Annotated in this window: 10 protein-coding genes; all 10 read left to right on the top strand. The window is 48.9% G+C overall.

Translation table 11 applies throughout. The annotated features are described in order from the left end of the window. Positions 1-36 precede the first annotated feature (36 nt). The 10 genes from FIU99_RS19505 to FIU99_RS19460 all read left to right on the top strand — a co-directional run bounded on the left by FIU99_RS19505 (position 37) and on the right by FIU99_RS19460 (position 17,653). On the top strand, positions 37-5,565 hold the full coding sequence (locus tag FIU99_RS19505; protein ID WP_152472506.1) for a type I polyketide synthase: 5,529 nt from the start codon (positions 37-39) through the stop codon (positions 5,563-5,565). Between the two features lie 93 nt (positions 5,566-5,658). Beyond that, a complete protein-coding gene (locus tag FIU99_RS19500) occupies positions 5,659-9,744 on the top strand; it encodes a non-ribosomal peptide synthetase (protein ID WP_152472505.1) in 4,086 nt (1,361 codons plus the stop codon). Continuing rightward, complete coding sequence (locus tag FIU99_RS19495) at positions 9,741-11,330, top strand: MDR family MFS transporter (protein WP_152472504.1); 1,590 nt, start codon at positions 9,741-9,743, stop codon at positions 11,328-11,330. The genes FIU99_RS19500 and FIU99_RS19495 overlap by 4 nt, the downstream gene beginning before the upstream one ends. After that, a complete protein-coding gene (locus tag FIU99_RS19490) occupies positions 11,327-11,944 on the top strand; it encodes a hypothetical protein (protein ID WP_095664210.1) in 618 nt (205 codons plus the stop codon). The genes FIU99_RS19495 and FIU99_RS19490 overlap by 4 nt, the downstream gene beginning before the upstream one ends. A 69-nt stretch (positions 11,945-12,013) precedes the next feature. Then, positions 12,014-13,030: an NADP-dependent oxidoreductase gene (locus FIU99_RS19485; protein WP_040121343.1), complete on the top strand. Its 1,017-nt coding sequence runs from the start codon at positions 12,014-12,016 to the stop codon at positions 13,028-13,030. A 34-nt stretch (positions 13,031-13,064) separates the two neighbouring features. Continuing rightward, positions 13,065-14,069, top strand: coding sequence for an HlyD family secretion protein (locus FIU99_RS19480; RefSeq protein WP_152472503.1), 1,005 nt, complete (start codon positions 13,065-13,067; stop codon positions 14,067-14,069). 2 nt (positions 14,070-14,071) lie between these two features. Further along, positions 14,072-14,833 (top strand): 4'-phosphopantetheinyl transferase, encoded by a 762-nt coding sequence (locus FIU99_RS19475; RefSeq protein ID WP_152472502.1) that lies wholly within the window; start codon positions 14,072-14,074, stop codon positions 14,831-14,833. A gap of 323 nt (positions 14,834-15,156) precedes the next feature. Then, positions 15,157-15,813 (top strand): response regulator transcription factor, encoded by a 657-nt coding sequence (locus tag FIU99_RS19470; RefSeq protein WP_006960491.1) that lies wholly within the window; start codon positions 15,157-15,159, stop codon positions 15,811-15,813. Between the two features lies 1 nt (position 15,814). Then, positions 15,815-17,254, top strand: coding sequence for a HAMP domain-containing sensor histidine kinase (locus tag FIU99_RS19465; RefSeq protein WP_152472501.1), 1,440 nt, complete (start codon positions 15,815-15,817; stop codon positions 17,252-17,254). A 207-nt stretch (positions 17,255-17,461) separates the two neighbouring features. Then, positions 17,462-17,653 (top strand): hypothetical protein, encoded by a 192-nt coding sequence (locus FIU99_RS19460; protein WP_006960494.1) that lies wholly within the window; start codon positions 17,462-17,464, stop codon positions 17,651-17,653. The last annotated feature ends 9 nt before the right edge of the window (positions 17,654-17,662 follow it).

Raw genomic sequence — 17,662 nt, 5'->3', positions numbered from 1 at the left:
ACAAATAAATACGACATACAACCCGTGAGGTAGCATATGAAAGACCAAGCAACACTGCGCGATAAAGATATAGCTATTATTGGCATGTCAGGCCGATTCCCTGGTGCAGAAGACATCACGACGTTCTGGAAGAACCTCGCTGAAGGGCTGGAAACCATCACAACATTTAGCGAACAAGAGCTTCGCGAGTCGGGTGTCGATGAAGAATTGATTGCCTCACCCAACTACATTCCTCGCCGAGGTATTCTCGGCAACGCGCAACATTTCGATGCGCACTTCTTTGATATTACTCCTCGTGACGCGGAAATCATGGATCCTCAACACCGTGCGTTTCTGGAAAGCAGTTGGCATGCTTTTGAAGATGCGGGGTACGTGCCTTCGAGTTATCCGGGCAAAGTGGGTGTTTTTGGCGGTACAGGCACAGCGTGGCATTTAAACAAAGTCCATTCCCATCCGGGCGTCAGTCAGTTTGCCAGTGGCGCGTCTGTTGTGACCAATAACGATAAAGACTATGTCACAACGCGAGTCTCCTACAAGCTGGACTTAAAAGGGCCAAGCGTGAATGTGCAGACGGCCTGTTCAACCGCAATGGTGGCTGTGGTGATGGGGATTAACAGCCTATTAAGCCGTGAAAGTGACCTCGTAGTTGCTGGTGGTGTGTCTATCGATACACCGGAGCGCCGCGGCTACAAATACATGCAAGGTGGTATGGAGTCAGCGGATGGACGCTGTTACGCGTTTGATTCTCGTGCCAATGGCACGGTGTTTAGCCGCGGTGTTGGTGCTGTGCTGCTTAAGCGTGTTAAGGATGCAGTCAAAGATGGCGACCACATCTACGCAGTGATAAAAGGTGGGGCAATCAACAATGATGGTAGCCTCAAAGCGGGATTCACGGCACCGGGCATTGAGGGGCAGGTTGAAGTCGCGAAGCAGGCGATTTCCAACGCCGATATTGATGTAGAAAACATCCGCTTTGTTGAAGCGCATGGTACGGCGACAGCGTTGGGCGACCCGATTGAATTTTCGTCTTTGTCGCAAACCTTCCGCCACTTCACGGATAAAGAGCAGTTCTGTCGTTTAGGGTCAGTCAAAACTAACATCGGCCACACCGATGCTGCCTCGGGCGTTGCCAGTCTGATTAAAGCCTCAATGGCATTGGAATCCGGACAGCTGCCAGCTTCGCTGCATTATGCTGAGCCGAATCCTAACATTGAATTTGAAACCAGCCCGTTCGTAATGAACACCGAACTGACGGCATTTAAGCAGCAGGACAAGCCAAACAATGCCTTGGTCAACTCCTTTGGTGTCGGAGGTACTAATGCTTGTGTGATCCTTGAAGCGGCGCCCGAGACTCAACCGGGTGATGCGCATAACTCGCCACTCATGATCCCGTTCTCAGCTCGCAGTCGTAACGCATTGAATGAGATGAAGAAGCGTCTAGCAAGTTACCTGACAGATAACCCAGATGCAGATGTTGCGGACGTGGCGTACACCATGCAGGTAGGCCGCAAACAGTTCGAATTTTCCACCTCGGTGGTTGGCAATGATCGTCAGGCAATCATTGAAGCGCTGGCTAAGCCTTCTCAGATTGTGTCTGGAAACAAATCCAAGCGACCAATGGTGTTTATGTTCCCGGGGCAGGGCAACCAATATCCGAATATGTCTCGCGATCTTTACCAGACGTATCCGGTGTTTAAGCAGGCGATGGATCAGTGCTGCGAATATCTGCTGCCAATTCTAGAACAGGATCTGCGTGAGATTATCTTCCCGCAAGATGATCAAACCGCGGCTCGTATCAACGAAACTCAATTCACCCAGCCTGCGTTGTTCGTTGTTGAGTACAGCCTTGCTCAGCTTTGGATGTCATGGGGCATTCAGCCAGATGTGATGATTGGTCACAGTGTCGGTGAGTACGTGGCAGCATGCTTATCGGGTGTGTTCTCGCTTGAAGATGCGCTCAAAGCTGTCGCGATTCGTGGCAAGTTGGTTCAGGCTCTGCCGGCGGGCGCAATGTTAGCGGTTCTGATGGAAGAAGCTGAGCTTACTGAGCGCTTATCAAACAGTGAACTGGATATCGCGGCGGTCAATTACCCAGAGCTCTGTGTGGTGGCGGGTGAGCTTGAAGCGATAAAAGCGTTCCAGTATGAGCTGGAAGAAGAAGGCATCTTCTGCAAGCACTTGGATACGTCACACGGTTTCCACTCAAGCATGATGGATCCTATGTTGCCAGCGTTCAAAGACGTGATCGATGGCATTGAACTGAATGCGCCGCAGATTCCGTTCGTCTCTTCAGTAAATGGCGAATGGATCAGTGACGAACTAGCGCAGGATAGCGACTACTGGGTTCGTCATGTGCGAAATCCTGTGCTGTTCTCGCATGCATTCAAAACCTTGATGGCCGATCATCAGGATGGCTTCGTGGCACTAGAAGTAGGGCCGGGCCGTTCTTTGGAGTCTGCGGCGAAGCAACACTTCCGTGAAGAAGATGGTTCGAATGCCGATATCTTCTCCTCTTTGCCTACGGCCAAAGAAGTAGAGATTTCCGGTGAGTATTTCATCTCAATGCTTGGTGCTTTATGGGCGCACGGCGTCGAGATTGACTGGTCATCTTACTATGGTGGTGAGCGCCGACGTCGCCTGCCTCTGCCGGGCTACCCGTTCGAGCGAAATGAATTCAAACTGCCTGAACTGAAAACAGGTATTGCTGAAAGCCTATCAAGCAACAGTGCGGAAGCCGGTTTGAAACGCAAGAAAACCGATGTTGGTGACTGGTTCTATATGCCTGCGTGGAAGCGAACCATTCCTGCTGACTTCATGCCGAGCAAGCAAACTCAAGATGAAAATGATTGTTGGGTGGTTTTCGCTGACGAATATGGTGTGGCTGATCAGCTGCATGCTCAGCTTCTGGCATCAGGCCAGCAAGTGGTGACTGTGTTCAAAGGCGTCTGCTATCAGGAGAATGTCGTCACCAGCGACAGCGCGAAGAGCTTTGTCATTGACCCTACCTCTCGTGAAGACTACATCCGAGTGCTTAAGGCAATCAAAGCTCAAAAGATGAATCCGGTTCGTATTGTTGATCTGTGGAACCTCTCTCCTGAGCAAGGTGATGTCGACCTTGAACTGTGCCGTGAACACCAGTTGGATTCTTTCTACAGCCCGTTGTACCTGCAACAGGCGTTAGTGAATGAAAACTTGCTGGATAATCTTCACCTGCTGTTGGTGACCAATAATATCTTCAGTGTATCTGGGGAGCGAGTTTACGCACCTGAGAAAGCACTGTTGGTCGGGCCTGCGCGTGTGTTCTACCACGAGTACCCTGATGTTCAGTGTCATTTAGTCGATATCGACTGGCCTGCGGACTTAGCGAATGAATCCGGCCAGTGGACAGCAGAGCAAGCGGCACGTTGTCTGATTGCTGAGAGCAGTATTAACACTGACGGCCAACTGGTGGCGTATCGAGGTGGTTGTCGCTGGGAGGAAGACTATCAGGCGGTTAACTTAAAACAGCAAGAACCAGGCTTACCAGCGCAATTCAAAGATGATGGCGTTTATCTCATCACTGGTGGATTGGGCGGTCTTGGTATGCTGGTGGCCGGCCACATCTCGGAAATGAGCAATGCGACGCTTGTTCTGACTTATCGCAGTCGTCTGCCTGAACGCGAGCAATGGAATGACTGGATTCAGAATCACCCAGTCGATGATCCAATGAGTGAAAAACTGGCGGGCATCCTGCGTCTTGAAGAGCAAGGTAACACCATTGACCTAGTCAATGTGGACGTCTGTGATTATGTCGCTATGTCGGAAGTGTTTGAACGCTATGATCGCTTTGATGGCATTTTCCACACGGCTGGTATTGCGGGTGGTGGCATCATTCCGCTCAAGTCAGATGAAGATTGTGCCAGCGTTCTGGAGCCGAAAATCCTCGGCAGCCTGATTCTCGATGACCTGACCAGAGACAGCCAGCCTGATTTCATGGTGCTGTTCTCTTCCATCAGCTCGATTGTCGGTGATGAAGCTCGGATTGATTACTGTTCTGGTAATGCCTTTATGGATGTGTTTGCCAGCTACCGTAATCAGAATCGAAACGGTCGCACCATTGCAATCAACTGGGGTAAATGGGGTGATGTCGGCATGGCGGTTCAGTGGGCTCGTGAGTTGGATGAGAAAAACAAAGCCAACGAAGCGCCCCTAGAACAAACAGGGCTGCTTACGCTGCTCGGCCGTAAAGGTATGGAAGAAGAATATCGAGTCAATCTGGATGTGCGAAACGACTGGGTACTCAACGAACATAGCTTGTCGAATCAACCGACCTTGGTTGGTACCACAATACTGTCGATGCTGCATACCCTGATGAATCACTTCAAGCCTCAGGAAGCGCTTCAGGTTAAGAACTTGCTGTTGACCAAACCGGCGATTTACCACAACGCATGGCCACGTGAAATGCGCCTGTATGTACGCAGTGAAGGCGCGGGCTACAGCTTTAGCCTTCGTAGCCGCGGTGTCCGTGACATCGAGTGGGACGAACATGCGCTGGGCAACCTTGGCCGCGGTGTCGAGAGTGAAGAGAGTCTTGCCGCTGTAGATTCACTTGAAGCGATTCAGTCACGCTGCATTAACAAACTGCCTGATGACTTAACCGGCAAGGATTACGTCAATGCCGTGACGGGTGAAACCTTCCTGTCGCTCAGTGAGCGTTGGAATGGTCCTAAGTGTGCATGGCAAGGTGAGGGTGAGTGGTTGATCCATAAAGATCTCGATGCTCAGTTCCAGAGTGATTTTGAACAGTACCCGTATCACCCGGCACTGATTGATTCGGTATCCATTCGCTGTATCAACCTGATCACGACAGACAACTACCTGCCAATCAGCTACGGCAAGATCAGCTATCTGGCACCGCTTGATGGAGACTGCTACGCGCACATCAAACTCAAGCAGCCTTATCAGGCGGAAGACAGCACCATCATCTTGGATGTGGTCTTCCTATCTGCTGATAGCAAGCCGTTAATGGTTCTGGAGAACTACACACTAGTGCGTATGAAAGCCGAGAATCAGGTTGCTGCTTCTGCGCCAGCGTCTGCTGTAGCTCAGGTTACCGTCGATGTCTCCGACAAGGACATTTTGTTCTACGAAGGGCTGGATGCACTGAAACGACAGCTTGCACACCTAGAGTTTGAGCAACTGGTCGTGGTGACCAGTGATCTGGGTCAGCTTATCTACGAAGCGATTCCTGAACAGGAAGATGAACAGCTGGCAGAGCTGGAAGCGGAAGTGAGCCAAGGGCACGCCCGTCCAGAACTCTCTGTTGAGTATGTGGCACCTGAAAACGATATCGAAAAAGAGATCATTGCAGTCTGGCAGTCGATTCTAGGCATTTCAGGTATTGGTGTTGATGACAATTTCGTCGAGCTTGGCGGTAACTCGCTGTTGGCGGTGCAAATTGTGTCAAAAGTGTCAGCCAAGTTTGAAGTCGATATTCGAGTGGATCTCTTCTATCAGGATCAAACTGTAAGAGGGCTGTCTGGCCTGATCATCGAAGCGTTTGAATCTGTTCTTCAGAGCGAATAGCGCCCATTTCCCCGGGCATTAGCCCGGGAAGTTCATCACCTTCAGGCTGTCGCAACGGCAGCCAAATCTTCCAAATGGTAAAAGGGCACGGCTATGACAACGAAAACGAATCAGATTTTGAACTCTATGGGACTCGAAGAGCTGAAAAGGCTCGCCAGAGAGAAAAAACAGAAAAAAGCGCAGCTCATGGAAGAGAGCCGTTCTTCAACAACGGAACCAAAACGCAAAATATTCCCTCTCACCAATGCGCAAAAGAGCATTTGGACACTGGATCAGTTCCTCGAAGACAATAAAGCCTATAACAACCCATTGGCGATCACTTGTCACATTGATCACGAGTTCGAGCCAGACAGAGTCGAACGCGCTCTGACGAAAATGGTCAATAATCACGACATATTCCGCACCACGATCCGAGTGGTCGATGGCGAGCCTTGCCAGTGCATCGACAACCTGCCCAGTTTTGATTTTGGTTTTGATGACATTACTGCCATGCCAGAAGCGGATAAAAATCAGTGGGTCATGCGAGTCGCTCGTGAAGAAGGCAGAAAGAATTTTGACCTGACTAACGGACCACTGTTTCGCTGGCGAATGGCAAAAACTCAGCCGGGTGAATACATCATCATGCTGACCTTCCATCATATTATTTCAGATGGTTGGACCGTCAGCTTGTGCTTCAAAGAGTTTATGAGCACCTATTTTGGTCAGGCGGTAGATCATGCAGCGCAATTTACCGATTACGCCTTAAAGGAAAGCCGCTGGCTTGAAGACGGTAAGTACGAACAGGGGCTGAACTACTGGCGCGATAAGCTAAGTGGCGTTCAAGGTGTGCTGGAACTGGCAACCGATCACCCTCGTCCGGATGCGCTCAATTTTGAGGGAAGCTATGTCAGCCATCCACTTGATGCTGACTTCTGTCACCAGCTTCAGTCTTGCGCAGCAAAACAGGGGGCAACTACCTTTCACTTGATGCTGGCGGCCTACCAGTTACTCCTACATAAATACAGTAGTCAGAACGATATTGTGATTGGTGTGCCTTTTGCCAATCGTAGTGACGCCCAGACGCAGGAAATGATGGGGCTGTTCATGAACACGCTACCACTGCGCTTTAATCTCAATGATGATTTGCCTCTTTCGGCTGTGATAGAAGCAGCAAAAACCGAGAGCGAAGAGGCAATTGCCTATCAGAACGTGCCGTTTAATCGCATTCTCGATGTTGTCGACTATTCGCGAGATGCACGTGTTAACCCGCTTTATCAGGCTGTGCTGACTTATCAGGTTTATCCGCATTCGCGAACCAATACCTTGTTTAGCTATTCGCCACTCAAAGTCGATTACGGTGTGTCTAAGTTGGATCTCAACTTATGGATTGAGGAAGACGGCGACGGTTTGTTGTGCACATTCAACTACAGTACAGCATTGTTTGAACGCGCCACCGTGCAGCGAATGCTGCGCGATTTACATACCATATTGACCGCATTGGTTGAGCACCCACAGCAATCGATTCAAGCCTTGTCATTGGTGACAGAAGATGAACGTCAGTCTCTACTTAAAACGTGTTTATCGGCAGAGGCAAGTCAAACGTTGCCGGTTCATCAGCAATTTGAGCAACAGGCGCTAGCTTGCCCTGAAGACGTGGCAGTACGTTGTGAAGGCCGTACACTGAGCTACGCCGCTCTTAATGAGCGCGCCAATCAGCTGGCAGCACAACTGGCCTCGCAAGGTATGAGTCACGGTGAGCCCGTCGCGATACTGATGGAAAAAAGTGAGCATAGTGTGGTAGCGATATTAGCCATTCTGAAAGCGGGTGGTTGCTACCTTCCTATCGACATCAATCTGCCAGAATCTAAAATCGGCTTCATCTTAAACGATGCTAAAGTTAAGCGTGTTTTACTCGTAGGTGAAGTACCCATTGCTTTAAAAGCACTGGCTACACAATCTTCACTAAATTGGGTCGACATTCTGAACACAGATACGAGTAACACTTCACCAACACGCACTAATCCGCCAGATGATTTTGGCGATGGACCAGCGTACATCATTTATACCTCTGGCAGTACAGGGGCACCAAAAGGTGTGTGTGTTCACCATTCCCAACTCAGCCACTATTGCCGAGCGATTGCTCCGGTACTCGAACAAACTCACAGAGCGCGATATGGCTTAATGTCGTCTTTCTCCACGGATCTGGCTCATACCATGCTATTCCCAGCGTTGGTCGGGCAAGGCGAGCTGGAGATAGTGACCAATGGCCTACTGGAAAGCCCTGAACAACTCGCCAATTATCTAAAAGATAAACCTCTTGATTGCATGAAAATCACGCCGACACATTTGTCTGCGTTGTTGAATGCCCCGAACGCGCAGCATTTGCTTCCGGAGCAAACATTGGTACTTGGCGGTGAGCGTTTACCTGTTTCTCTGATTGAGAAAGTCAAAGCGCTCAAACCAAGCTGCCAGATAGTCAATCACTATGGCCCAACCGAGTGCACGGTGGGCGTGACGACATTGACGATTCCCGACAACATTGCGGATTTGGGTTATCAGGTTGCGCCTATTGGTCAGGCCCTCGATGGAAGTCATGTACTGGTTCTCGATGCTCATCAACAACTGCTTCCTGCTGGCGTACCCGGTGAAATTTTTATTGGCGGAGCGCAGCTCGCTTCTGGATACCTTGGCCTCGATGAGCAAACACGGCGTCACTTTGTTCCCCACCCGTACTTACCGGGTGGGCGTCTGTATCGTACTGGTGACAAAGGCCGCCTGTTAGCGGATGGCAACCTTGAATATCTTGGTCGCTTGGATCGTCAGGTCAAAGTACGTGGCTATCGAGTTGAGTTGGCCGAGATTGAGCAGGCTTTAGGCCAGATTGCTAATGTTGAACGTGCGGCGGTTGTTCAGCAGCATACCGCGGACACCAACCGTTTGGTCGCTTATGTCGTTGCTGGTGAAACTGGCGATCAGGAAGGGATTAAGGCGGAACTGAGACAGCTATTACCCGCTTACATGCAGCCAGAAGTATGGATGTGGCTCGACGTTATGCCAATCACCGCAAGCGGAAAAATCAATTATCAGGCGTTACCTGCGGCTAAACGGAATCCAGAGACATCGGCTTCTGCCCTTCCGAACAATCAAACGCAAGCTCGTTTGCTGACGCTGTTTCAGCAAGCCTTGAACACTCAACAGGTCGGTATTGATGACGAGTTTTTCAATCTTGGGGGAAATTCCATCAGTGCATTGAAGCTGTTGATTGAAGTGAATAAAGCGTTCTCTACTACATTGACCCTCGGCCAGATACTGGAAAACAGCAGTGTTGCTCGACTTGGCAAACTGATTGAACAGGTATCCGATAACGCTGAATACGGTTCTTCGATTGTGATGCTCAATCAAGGTAACCCACAGCAGAAGCCGACCGTACTTCTGATTCACCCTGCCGGTGGCAATGTGCTTTGTTACGACGAATTAGTGAAGGGGTTGAGTAAAGAGTATCCGGTCTACGGTGTTCAGGTGGCTGATTTTCAGGGGCTAGCTGAGTACAACCGCCAAGTGTCAACGTTAGCTGAGCACTACGTGAATCAGCTCGGCGAACTGACAGAACGTTCTGATTTGATCATCGGAGGTTGGTCACTGGGAGGCACCATCGCTTTTGAGATGGCGTGTCAGGTTCAGGCCTTGACCGGAAATCAGCCGAAGGTTTTGGTTTTTGACCAACCAGCCCCTCAAGTGAACGTCGATAACAGTGCCACTATGGCTGAGCATGAGCGTCTTGCTTACTTTGTTCACAAGGTAGAGCTATTTACCGGAACGTCTTTTGATACCTCGGGCCCACAACTGGCCAAGATGTCACAAGCGGAAAGAACACAGGTATTCCTGACGGGCTTTCGTAAAGCGAATTTGGTGCCGGATAATATCCGCGCTGAGGACTTCCAGCATTTTCTCGCCATTCTTCAGGCTCACATGAATGCGACAGATGAATATCAGGGGCAGCGATATTCTGGTCCTGTTATCGTGGCGGAAGCAGAAGAGATCTTAGCTGGCCGTACGCGATTGAAAGAATCTGGGCTGGGTTGGCAGGCATTCAGCGAGCAGCCTCTGACCGTATTGCCTGCTAAGGGAGATCACATCTCCATGATGAACGCGCCTCACATTGGTGACTTGGCGAGTCGTCTACAGGAGGGGCTGCTTTGAGTACGATCGCACTTTCAAAACCGGAAAGCGAAGTCGTCGTTTCAAGGAAGGAGTGGTGGGCCATCATTGGTGGCCTCATCGGTGGCTTTATGGCAATTCTGGACATCCAGATCACTAACTCCTCGATGAAAGTCATTCAGGGGGCGCTGTCTGCGTCCCTGGATGACGCCTCTTGGCTGATGACGTCGTACTTTACGGCTGAGATTGTTGCGATCCCACTTTGTGGCTGGCTATCAAAAGCGCTGGGAACGGGTCGTTACGCTTTATGGTGTATCGGCGGTTTTCTCGGCTCGTCCTTGCTTTGTTCAATGGCGTGGAATCTGGACTCGATGATTGTATTTCGCGCTTTGCAGGGCTTTTGTGGTGGCGCATTGATTCCGCTGTCTTTCCGTTTGATCATTGAAATCCTGCCGCTAGAAAAGCGCCCAATGGGGATGTCGTTATTCAGTATTATTGCCACTTTCGCTCCAGCGATAGGTCCGGCGATCGGCGGTTGGCTCACTGAACACTTTTCATGGCACGCGATCTTTTACGTCAATGTTTTGCCGTCAGTCGTGGCATGGGCACTGATTCAACGTTCAATGAAGCATCCCATTATTAACTGGCAAATCATTCGTCAGGGCGACTTTGTTGGCGTTGTGTCGGTGATGATGTTTCTCGGTACACTGGAAGTCATTCTGGAAAAAGGTGGCGATGAAAATTGGTTCGATTCACGCATGATTTGCGTACTGGCGGTGCTCTCTGCCATCAGCTTTGTGATTTTTGTTTATGACCAGATCGTACATCGCAACCCGCTGATTAACATTCGCCTGTTTAAGGAATATCAGTATTCCTATGCTTTGCTCATTTTTGCCATGTTGGGCTCAGCTATCTACGGCACGCTGTTTCTAGTGCCGTATTATCTGACGATGATTCATGATTACAACGCGACAGAAATTGGTCATGTTGTTATCTGGATGGGGCTGCCGCAGCTGGTGATTTTGCCGATGATCCCATTTCTCATTCGTCGCTATAACCCCAAGTATCTTATTTTCATCGGTTTCGTTGGTTTGGCCATTAGTGCCTTTATGGATTGCCATATGAATGCTGATTTTGCCGGACCGCAGATGGTCGCCTCGATGTTGGTTCGTGCGTTAGGCCAGCCGTTTATCATGGTGCCACTCTCCATGCTGGCGACCCAGAATATTAAAGCGGAAGATGCGGCCTCATCGGCAGTGTTAATCAACGTATTTCGCAGTCTGGGTGGCTCAATGGGAACCGCAGTACTGTCGACCTATTTCACTACTCGGATCGATTTCCACCTCGACTCCATCAAATCCACCTTACTGACAGGTAGTCAGCAATTTTATCACTATCTGGGTGAGGTAAAGAATCTGCTGGTCAATCAGGGGTTGCCGTCTGATAGCACCAATGTCCAACAAACTGCGGTGAGCATTCTGGGCGAAAGAATGGCAGTTCAATCGCAAATCATGGCCTTTAACGACCTGTTTATGATCATGGGAATCATGATGCTCGCCACCGCCATCATGGTGTTGTGTTCAAACCGTGATTTCCAGTTTCAACTGAAAAAAGAGGAAACAGCATGAGTGATAAAACATCAATGAGTGTCTGGAGCTATCTGCTGTCTTCAGAAGCAAGAATGACCATCATAGTGCCCATTCTGATTTACAACCTGACATTCTGGGGAGTAGGAGCAGGAGCGGCGTTGATTGTCACCGCGTGTTACTCCGCGTTGCTGGAGTTGTTCAGCAAACGAAGTGGTTCTCTGTCCATTATCGCTTTGATTTTGGTTTCGGGCACTATTCATTACCTTTACCTGCATGGTTACACCCTGTTTGGGATTGACCAAGAAAGCGTCTTCCTTTCGGTAGGCGGATCACTGTCTGTCATCGTCGTGTTCGGCTTCTACTCGATGATTGGCCGCCCAGTGGTTCGTACTCAGGCGGAAAATGCGCTCCCTCGTTTGATGCAGTTGCCTGTCTATGGCTCGCCAAAATACGCCCAAGTATGGCAGGAGATTTCTCTGGTGTGGATTCTCGCCTACGCAGTGAAAGCGTTACTCGTGATTAAGTGCTCCCGTGATATGCCGGATTACGCTGACTACTTCGTTTTCATTGGCGCCTGGCCACTGACGCTGGCGATGATTGCTTTCAGTTTTTACTGGCCCGGCTTTCGTTGGTCATCGGAGGCAAGCGCATAAATCCCCAGCTACTTGGCGTCAGGTGACTTGGTATCGAATTACAACACTATAAACTCAATGAGGTGCTTTATGAATCAACTAGTTAACCCATCAATTGTGCTTGATAACCACCCCCAAGGTGCCGCGACAACGGGCAATTTTCGTATCGCCAACCAGCCAATTGGCGAGTTAAAACCGGGTGAGTTTTTAATTGAAAACACTTGGCTTTCGATGGACCCATATACGCGACCTCGCCTCAATGAAAACACTGCGTATGTAGAGCCGATCAAACTGGGTGAGGTGATTCAGGGAGAAACCATTGGCAAGGTTGTCGAAAGTAACAGCCCTAAATATCAGGTCGGCGATAGGGTGTTCACTTTTTCAGGTTGGCAAAAATATTGTGTCGGTAACGATGCGGATTTCATGACTTATCGATTGCCAGATACGGAACTATCGCCAACGATCTTTCTCAGTGTGGCGGGAACTCCGGGTCGAGCGGCGTACTTTGGATTGAACAAAATTGCCAAACCTAAAGCGGGTGAAACCATGGTGGTGTCAGCCGCTTCAGGTGCTGTGGGGTCGGTTGCCGGTCAACTTGGCAAAATGGCGGGGTGTCGAGTGGTCGGTATCGCGGGCAGTGAGGAAAAATGTCGTTATGTGGTCGATGAACTGGGTTTCGATGCCTGCGTTAATTACAAGTCTGACAATTTGGGTGAGGAGATTGAAGCCGCTTGTCCGAACGGCGTGGACATCTACTTTGAAAATGTTGGGGGACGTATTTCTTCCTTGGTTGCACGTCATTTAAACGAAGGCGCTAGAGTGCCAATCTGTGGTAGCGCAGCGTTATACAACAAGGGTAAAGATGTGGATGCCTCGACGTTATCGCGCTTCTACTCTTCACTGCCTAGTGCGCCGGAAAATCGATTCTTTCTGGTGACCGAGTGGGTCAATGAATATGCCAGCTCGATCAGTTGGCTGACCGCCGCAGCGGAAAGTGGTCAACTCAAATTTCGTGAAACGGTGACCGAAGGATTGGAAAACGCACCGCAGGCCTTTGTCGATCTATTGGAAGGGAAGCACTTCGGTAAACAACTGGTTCGAGTTTAATACTCTTCGCCTTTTTTGATTGGTTGGTCGTGCTATGAAAAAAATAATAAAGATTTTGATTCCACTGATGTTGTTAGTCCTGGCTGGCGGTGCCTATTGGTATTACTACGGGCGCTTTTTCCAGACCACCGACAATGCTTACGTTCAAACGGACATTACTAACGTCAGTTCGCGCATCAATGCGGAAGTGGTAAAAATTAATATTAAGGACAATCAGAAGGTCAAAAAAGGCGATTTACTGGCGCAGTTGGATGACCGCGAATTCGTGATTAAAGAGCAGCTCGCTGAAGCGACCTTGGCGCAAAGTCAGGCGGAACAGTCGAACGCGGACGCGGCGTACAAGATGCAAAAAAGTGCCATTGAAGAGTACCAGAGCAAGGTGACGTCGGCGAAGGCCAAATATCAATACTCACTTCAGCAATACAAGCGCTTGCAGGCTTTAGAGAAACAAAACTATGTGTCCAAAGGTGAACGTGACAACGGCGCGTCTGCCTATAAAGTTGATGAAGCGGCGTATCTTGAGGCTAAGGCCAGCCTGAAAACCCAGCAAGACAAGCTATCGGTACTGGAAAGTGAAATAGAGCAGGCCGACGCGATGGTCAAGCAAGCCACAGCCAGTTTGTCGCAGGCGAAGCTTGAATTGGGCTATACCCGAATTGTGGCTCCAATAGATGGCGTGGTCAGCAATCGTAACCTGCAAGTCGGTATGATGGTGCAACCGGGGCAATCGGTGGTGAGCATAGTCTCTGATCGTACACCGTGGATTCTGGCGAACTTTAAAGAAACGCAAAAGTCTCGCATGCACAAAGGGCAGTCTGTTGATGTCACCATTGATGCCTATCCAGGGAAAACCTTCTCAGCACGAATCGACAGCGTATCGCCAGCTACAGGCGCCACCTTTGCTTTGCTACCACCAGATAACGCGACGGGCAACTTTACCAAAGTGGTGCAACGTGTACCGGTTAAGATTGTGTTCGATGATGCGGTTCAGGTCGACAATGGGTTATCTGCGGTTGTTACTGTGGATACGAGGCAGTAATTATGGCTACATTATTTCCTGACATTGACGTCATAATGGGAGCGCGTGATTTATCTGAACAAACAAGCGGTCGGTTTATCAACAAGGAGCAAAGGTTTCTAATCAATGGCGCGAGTGTTTTTGTGTGCCAGTTTAACCAAAGCCTTTATCACGATGCCTTATTCAAGCAGTTCAGGATTCGATGTCCTGATGGACTTGGCCGCGCGGTAAGCTCAAGACGAGCTGAGTTTCTGGCGGGTCGTTATGCGGCCAGACAGGCGATATCTGCTTGCGGTGGATTGGTTGCCAGCGGAGTCCAGATCGGGGTCGGGGCAAATCGCTGTCCAACATGGCCAGACGGAATTTTAGGTACCATTACCCATTGCGATGATATCGCTGCATGTGCAGTGCTTCCTGCTATTCAGAACATCAGGCGCTACATCGGAATGGATATTGAGAAAGTGCTAGTGACCAAAGTGGTGCGTGAGATATCCAGCTCCGTTTGTTCTGTATGGGAGTGGCAGCGTCTGGCGTCACTGCCATTTAGTAACGATATCATCACCACAATCATCTTCTCCGCCAAAGAGAGTCTGTTTAAAGCGCTTTATCCCTACATTGGTGAGTATTTCGGCTTTGAATGTGCTCAGGTTAAATGTGTTGACCCATACAAACAGCGCATATGGCTGGACTTATCGCCTTCGCTGGTGGCTAAGACGGGTTTTCGAGAGGTGGAGTGTCATTACTCCTTGCAGTCAAACTACGTCATTACTTTTCTCTCTCAATAGTCGGTCTCTGCGGTGAAATGGAACTATATGCATAAACTGATGTACTTAGCATGTTCAACAAGATTAATATAATCGGAGCCTTTCGAATGCCAAGCTAGCACTGGTAAGGCCAAAAATTGAAATGTTTTGCAGTTTATTAAATGTTTTTTAAGTCTGGCTTGCTAATTTGAACGAATTCTATGTTTGGCTTCTGCGCTCTCCAAAGCTCAAAAGGCCGACACAGATGGATTGAAAGCAGTGAGACTCAGTAAATAAAACCATCGCTTGTGACCTTCCTTTTATCACTGCTGAATGGGTCACGATACAGAACAGAGATAGATAACATGCGCGTATTATTAGTTGAAGATGACCCTATGCTTGGCAATGCGATTACCGCTTCCCTTGCCAGACATCACTATACCGCAGACTGGGTAACATCGGGTGAAAGTGCCCTTCATGCACTGCAAACTGACAGTTTCCTGCTGGTCATTCTTGATATTTCATTACCAGGTATTAGTGGTTTGAAAGTACTCAAAGAGCTCAGGAGCAAAGGAGACAAGACGCCCGTTTTGATTCTCAGCGCTCGAGATGAACTCAATGACCGTGTTTATGGGCTCAATCATGGCGCAGATGATTATCTGGTTAAGCCGTTCCAACTGGAAGAGCTGCTGGCGCGTATGGGCGCGTTGATTCGCCGATCGGCGGGCATGGCAGATGACACCATTGTGGTGGGAGATGTCTCTGTGTCGGTCAACTCACATAAAGTCGCGGTTGCCGGTGAGTGCATTAATCTGACGCCGAATGAATTTAAAATTCTCCTCTATCTGGTGACGAATGCTGGTAGGGTGCTAAGCAAAACTCAGATATTGCAAAACATGCACGGTTGGGATGAAAGTGCCGGACTTAATTCGATTGAAGTACACATCCATAATCTGCGCAAAAAGATGCCGAAAGGTACCATAGAAAATATTCGAGGAGTCGGATACATCATCCAACACTAGTATGAGACTGAATTCTGTTAAACGTCGTGTCGCATTGGCGAGCGTGCTACTTTGTCTCGCGGTTATTACTGCGTCTACCATCTGGGTCTATCTTGATACTCGTCAAGCTATTACGGACGTTGATGATGCACGGCTTCAGGATCTCAGTGAGAGTTTCTTGAAGGTGTTGTTATTGACCGACCCCTCTGTGATTGGCGAAGACCGAAACTCAGACCCAGAAACCGTTTTCGCTAACATCACCAGTAAAACGTCTCCCAAAGACAACCTAGAAAAATGGTCACGAGCCAAGCTGCTTGAAGATAATTTTGCCTACTTATTGCTCGATTCAAAGGGCGCTGTATTGGCAAGCTCTCCGAATGCGCCACCTGTTGACTTAAAGATGATGCGTCATCCTGGCCTGAACGACATTCATGATCAGCAGCAATCCAACATGTGGCGTGGCGTAACCATGCTATTAACGCAACCGAAAACGGGTGAGCCAATGTGGCTCTGGCTGGGTGAAGACAAGCACCTGCGCAGCGAAGTCGAAAACAAAATTGCGATCCCAGCTATTGTCCCCATGCTGGTGGCAACACCATTCTTATGTTTGCTATTGGTGCTTTTTACCTATCATTTGTTTGCACCAATCAGCCGCTTAGAAAAGGAAGTGTCGGAGAAGTCGATTGATAACCTCTCACCACTTAATATTACTGATGTCCCAACGGAGCTGGATAGCTTAGTAAAACGCTTAAACTACCTGTTTGATCAAGTCGATGCCGCTTGGCAAAGAGAAAAACGATTTAATCAAGACGCTGCCCATGAACTGCGAACACCTCTGGCCGTGATCAAGCTTAATGCGCAGAATGCACTTGAAACACAAAATGCTGAAGAAAAAGACCATGACCTAAAACAGATTGAAAAGAGCATTACACGTTCTGAGCGAACCATTGAGCAGTTATTGACATTGGCAAAAGTAGAGAGCGGACTGGTCGTAGATTTAAGCCAAACCGTCGATGTTGCTCAGATACTACGCAATGTGATTGCCGAGCTGGTGCCTCTTGCATTGAAGCAACAGCAAAAAATCACATTAGAAGCCGATGAGGAAACCTATGCGATTCAAGGCAATGAGATTTTCCTTAACTGTCTGTTTCGAAATCTGATGGATAATGCTATTCGCTACTCTGGAGAGGGAACTCGAATTTGGGCTGAAGTGACTGAGCATGAAGAACATGTACAGGTCGTGATTGCCGATAGCGGTCGAGGAATGAGTCAAATTGATATTGACCGGATCTTTGAGCGCTTTTTCCGTGGTAAAGAAACTCAAAACAAAGCTCAAGGAGCAGGTTTGGGGATGGCGATAGTTGAGCGTGTTATTGCTCTTCATCAGGGAAAAATTGATGTGAGATCTCAAGAGCCGGGTTTGGCGTTCATCATCACCTTGCCAAAGTTCCGTTTAATTTAGCTTCAAATTAGGATGTGGATGTAAGCTCACAAAAACAGAATTCCTGTTAAATGATTTGTTTTAGGCAAAAAAGAGGCGCAAACAAGGAAGTGTCTAGCTTAACGCTCTGCTAATCTGCAACCCATGCTTAATGGGGCGCTTTGACAGTCTGAGATCCTTTTCTACGCTTAGAGTCGTGTATACGTAAGATGAAAAGGAGAAGAGAAAATGGCGACATTTAAACAGGACATTCCACATCGCGTTACTGTCTACCACGATGACATTGATCAGGAAAACGCGTTGAAAAATGCCATGCTGCCTGAAAAACCAAGATATTTTAACGGCTCACCCACCTATCAGGCTGACAGTATTGAAGAGTTCAAAACTCGAATTGGTCAGGTAGGAATGTCGCTCGAATGAAGATTTGAG

The organism is Vibrio sp. THAF64, from assembly GCF_009363455.1.
GTDB lineage: Bacteria > Pseudomonadota > Gammaproteobacteria > Enterobacterales > Vibrionaceae > Vibrio > Vibrio coralliilyticus.
The sequence above is the reverse complement of the archived record's forward strand: the minus strand, read 5'-3'. Positions and strand labels throughout refer to the sequence as shown.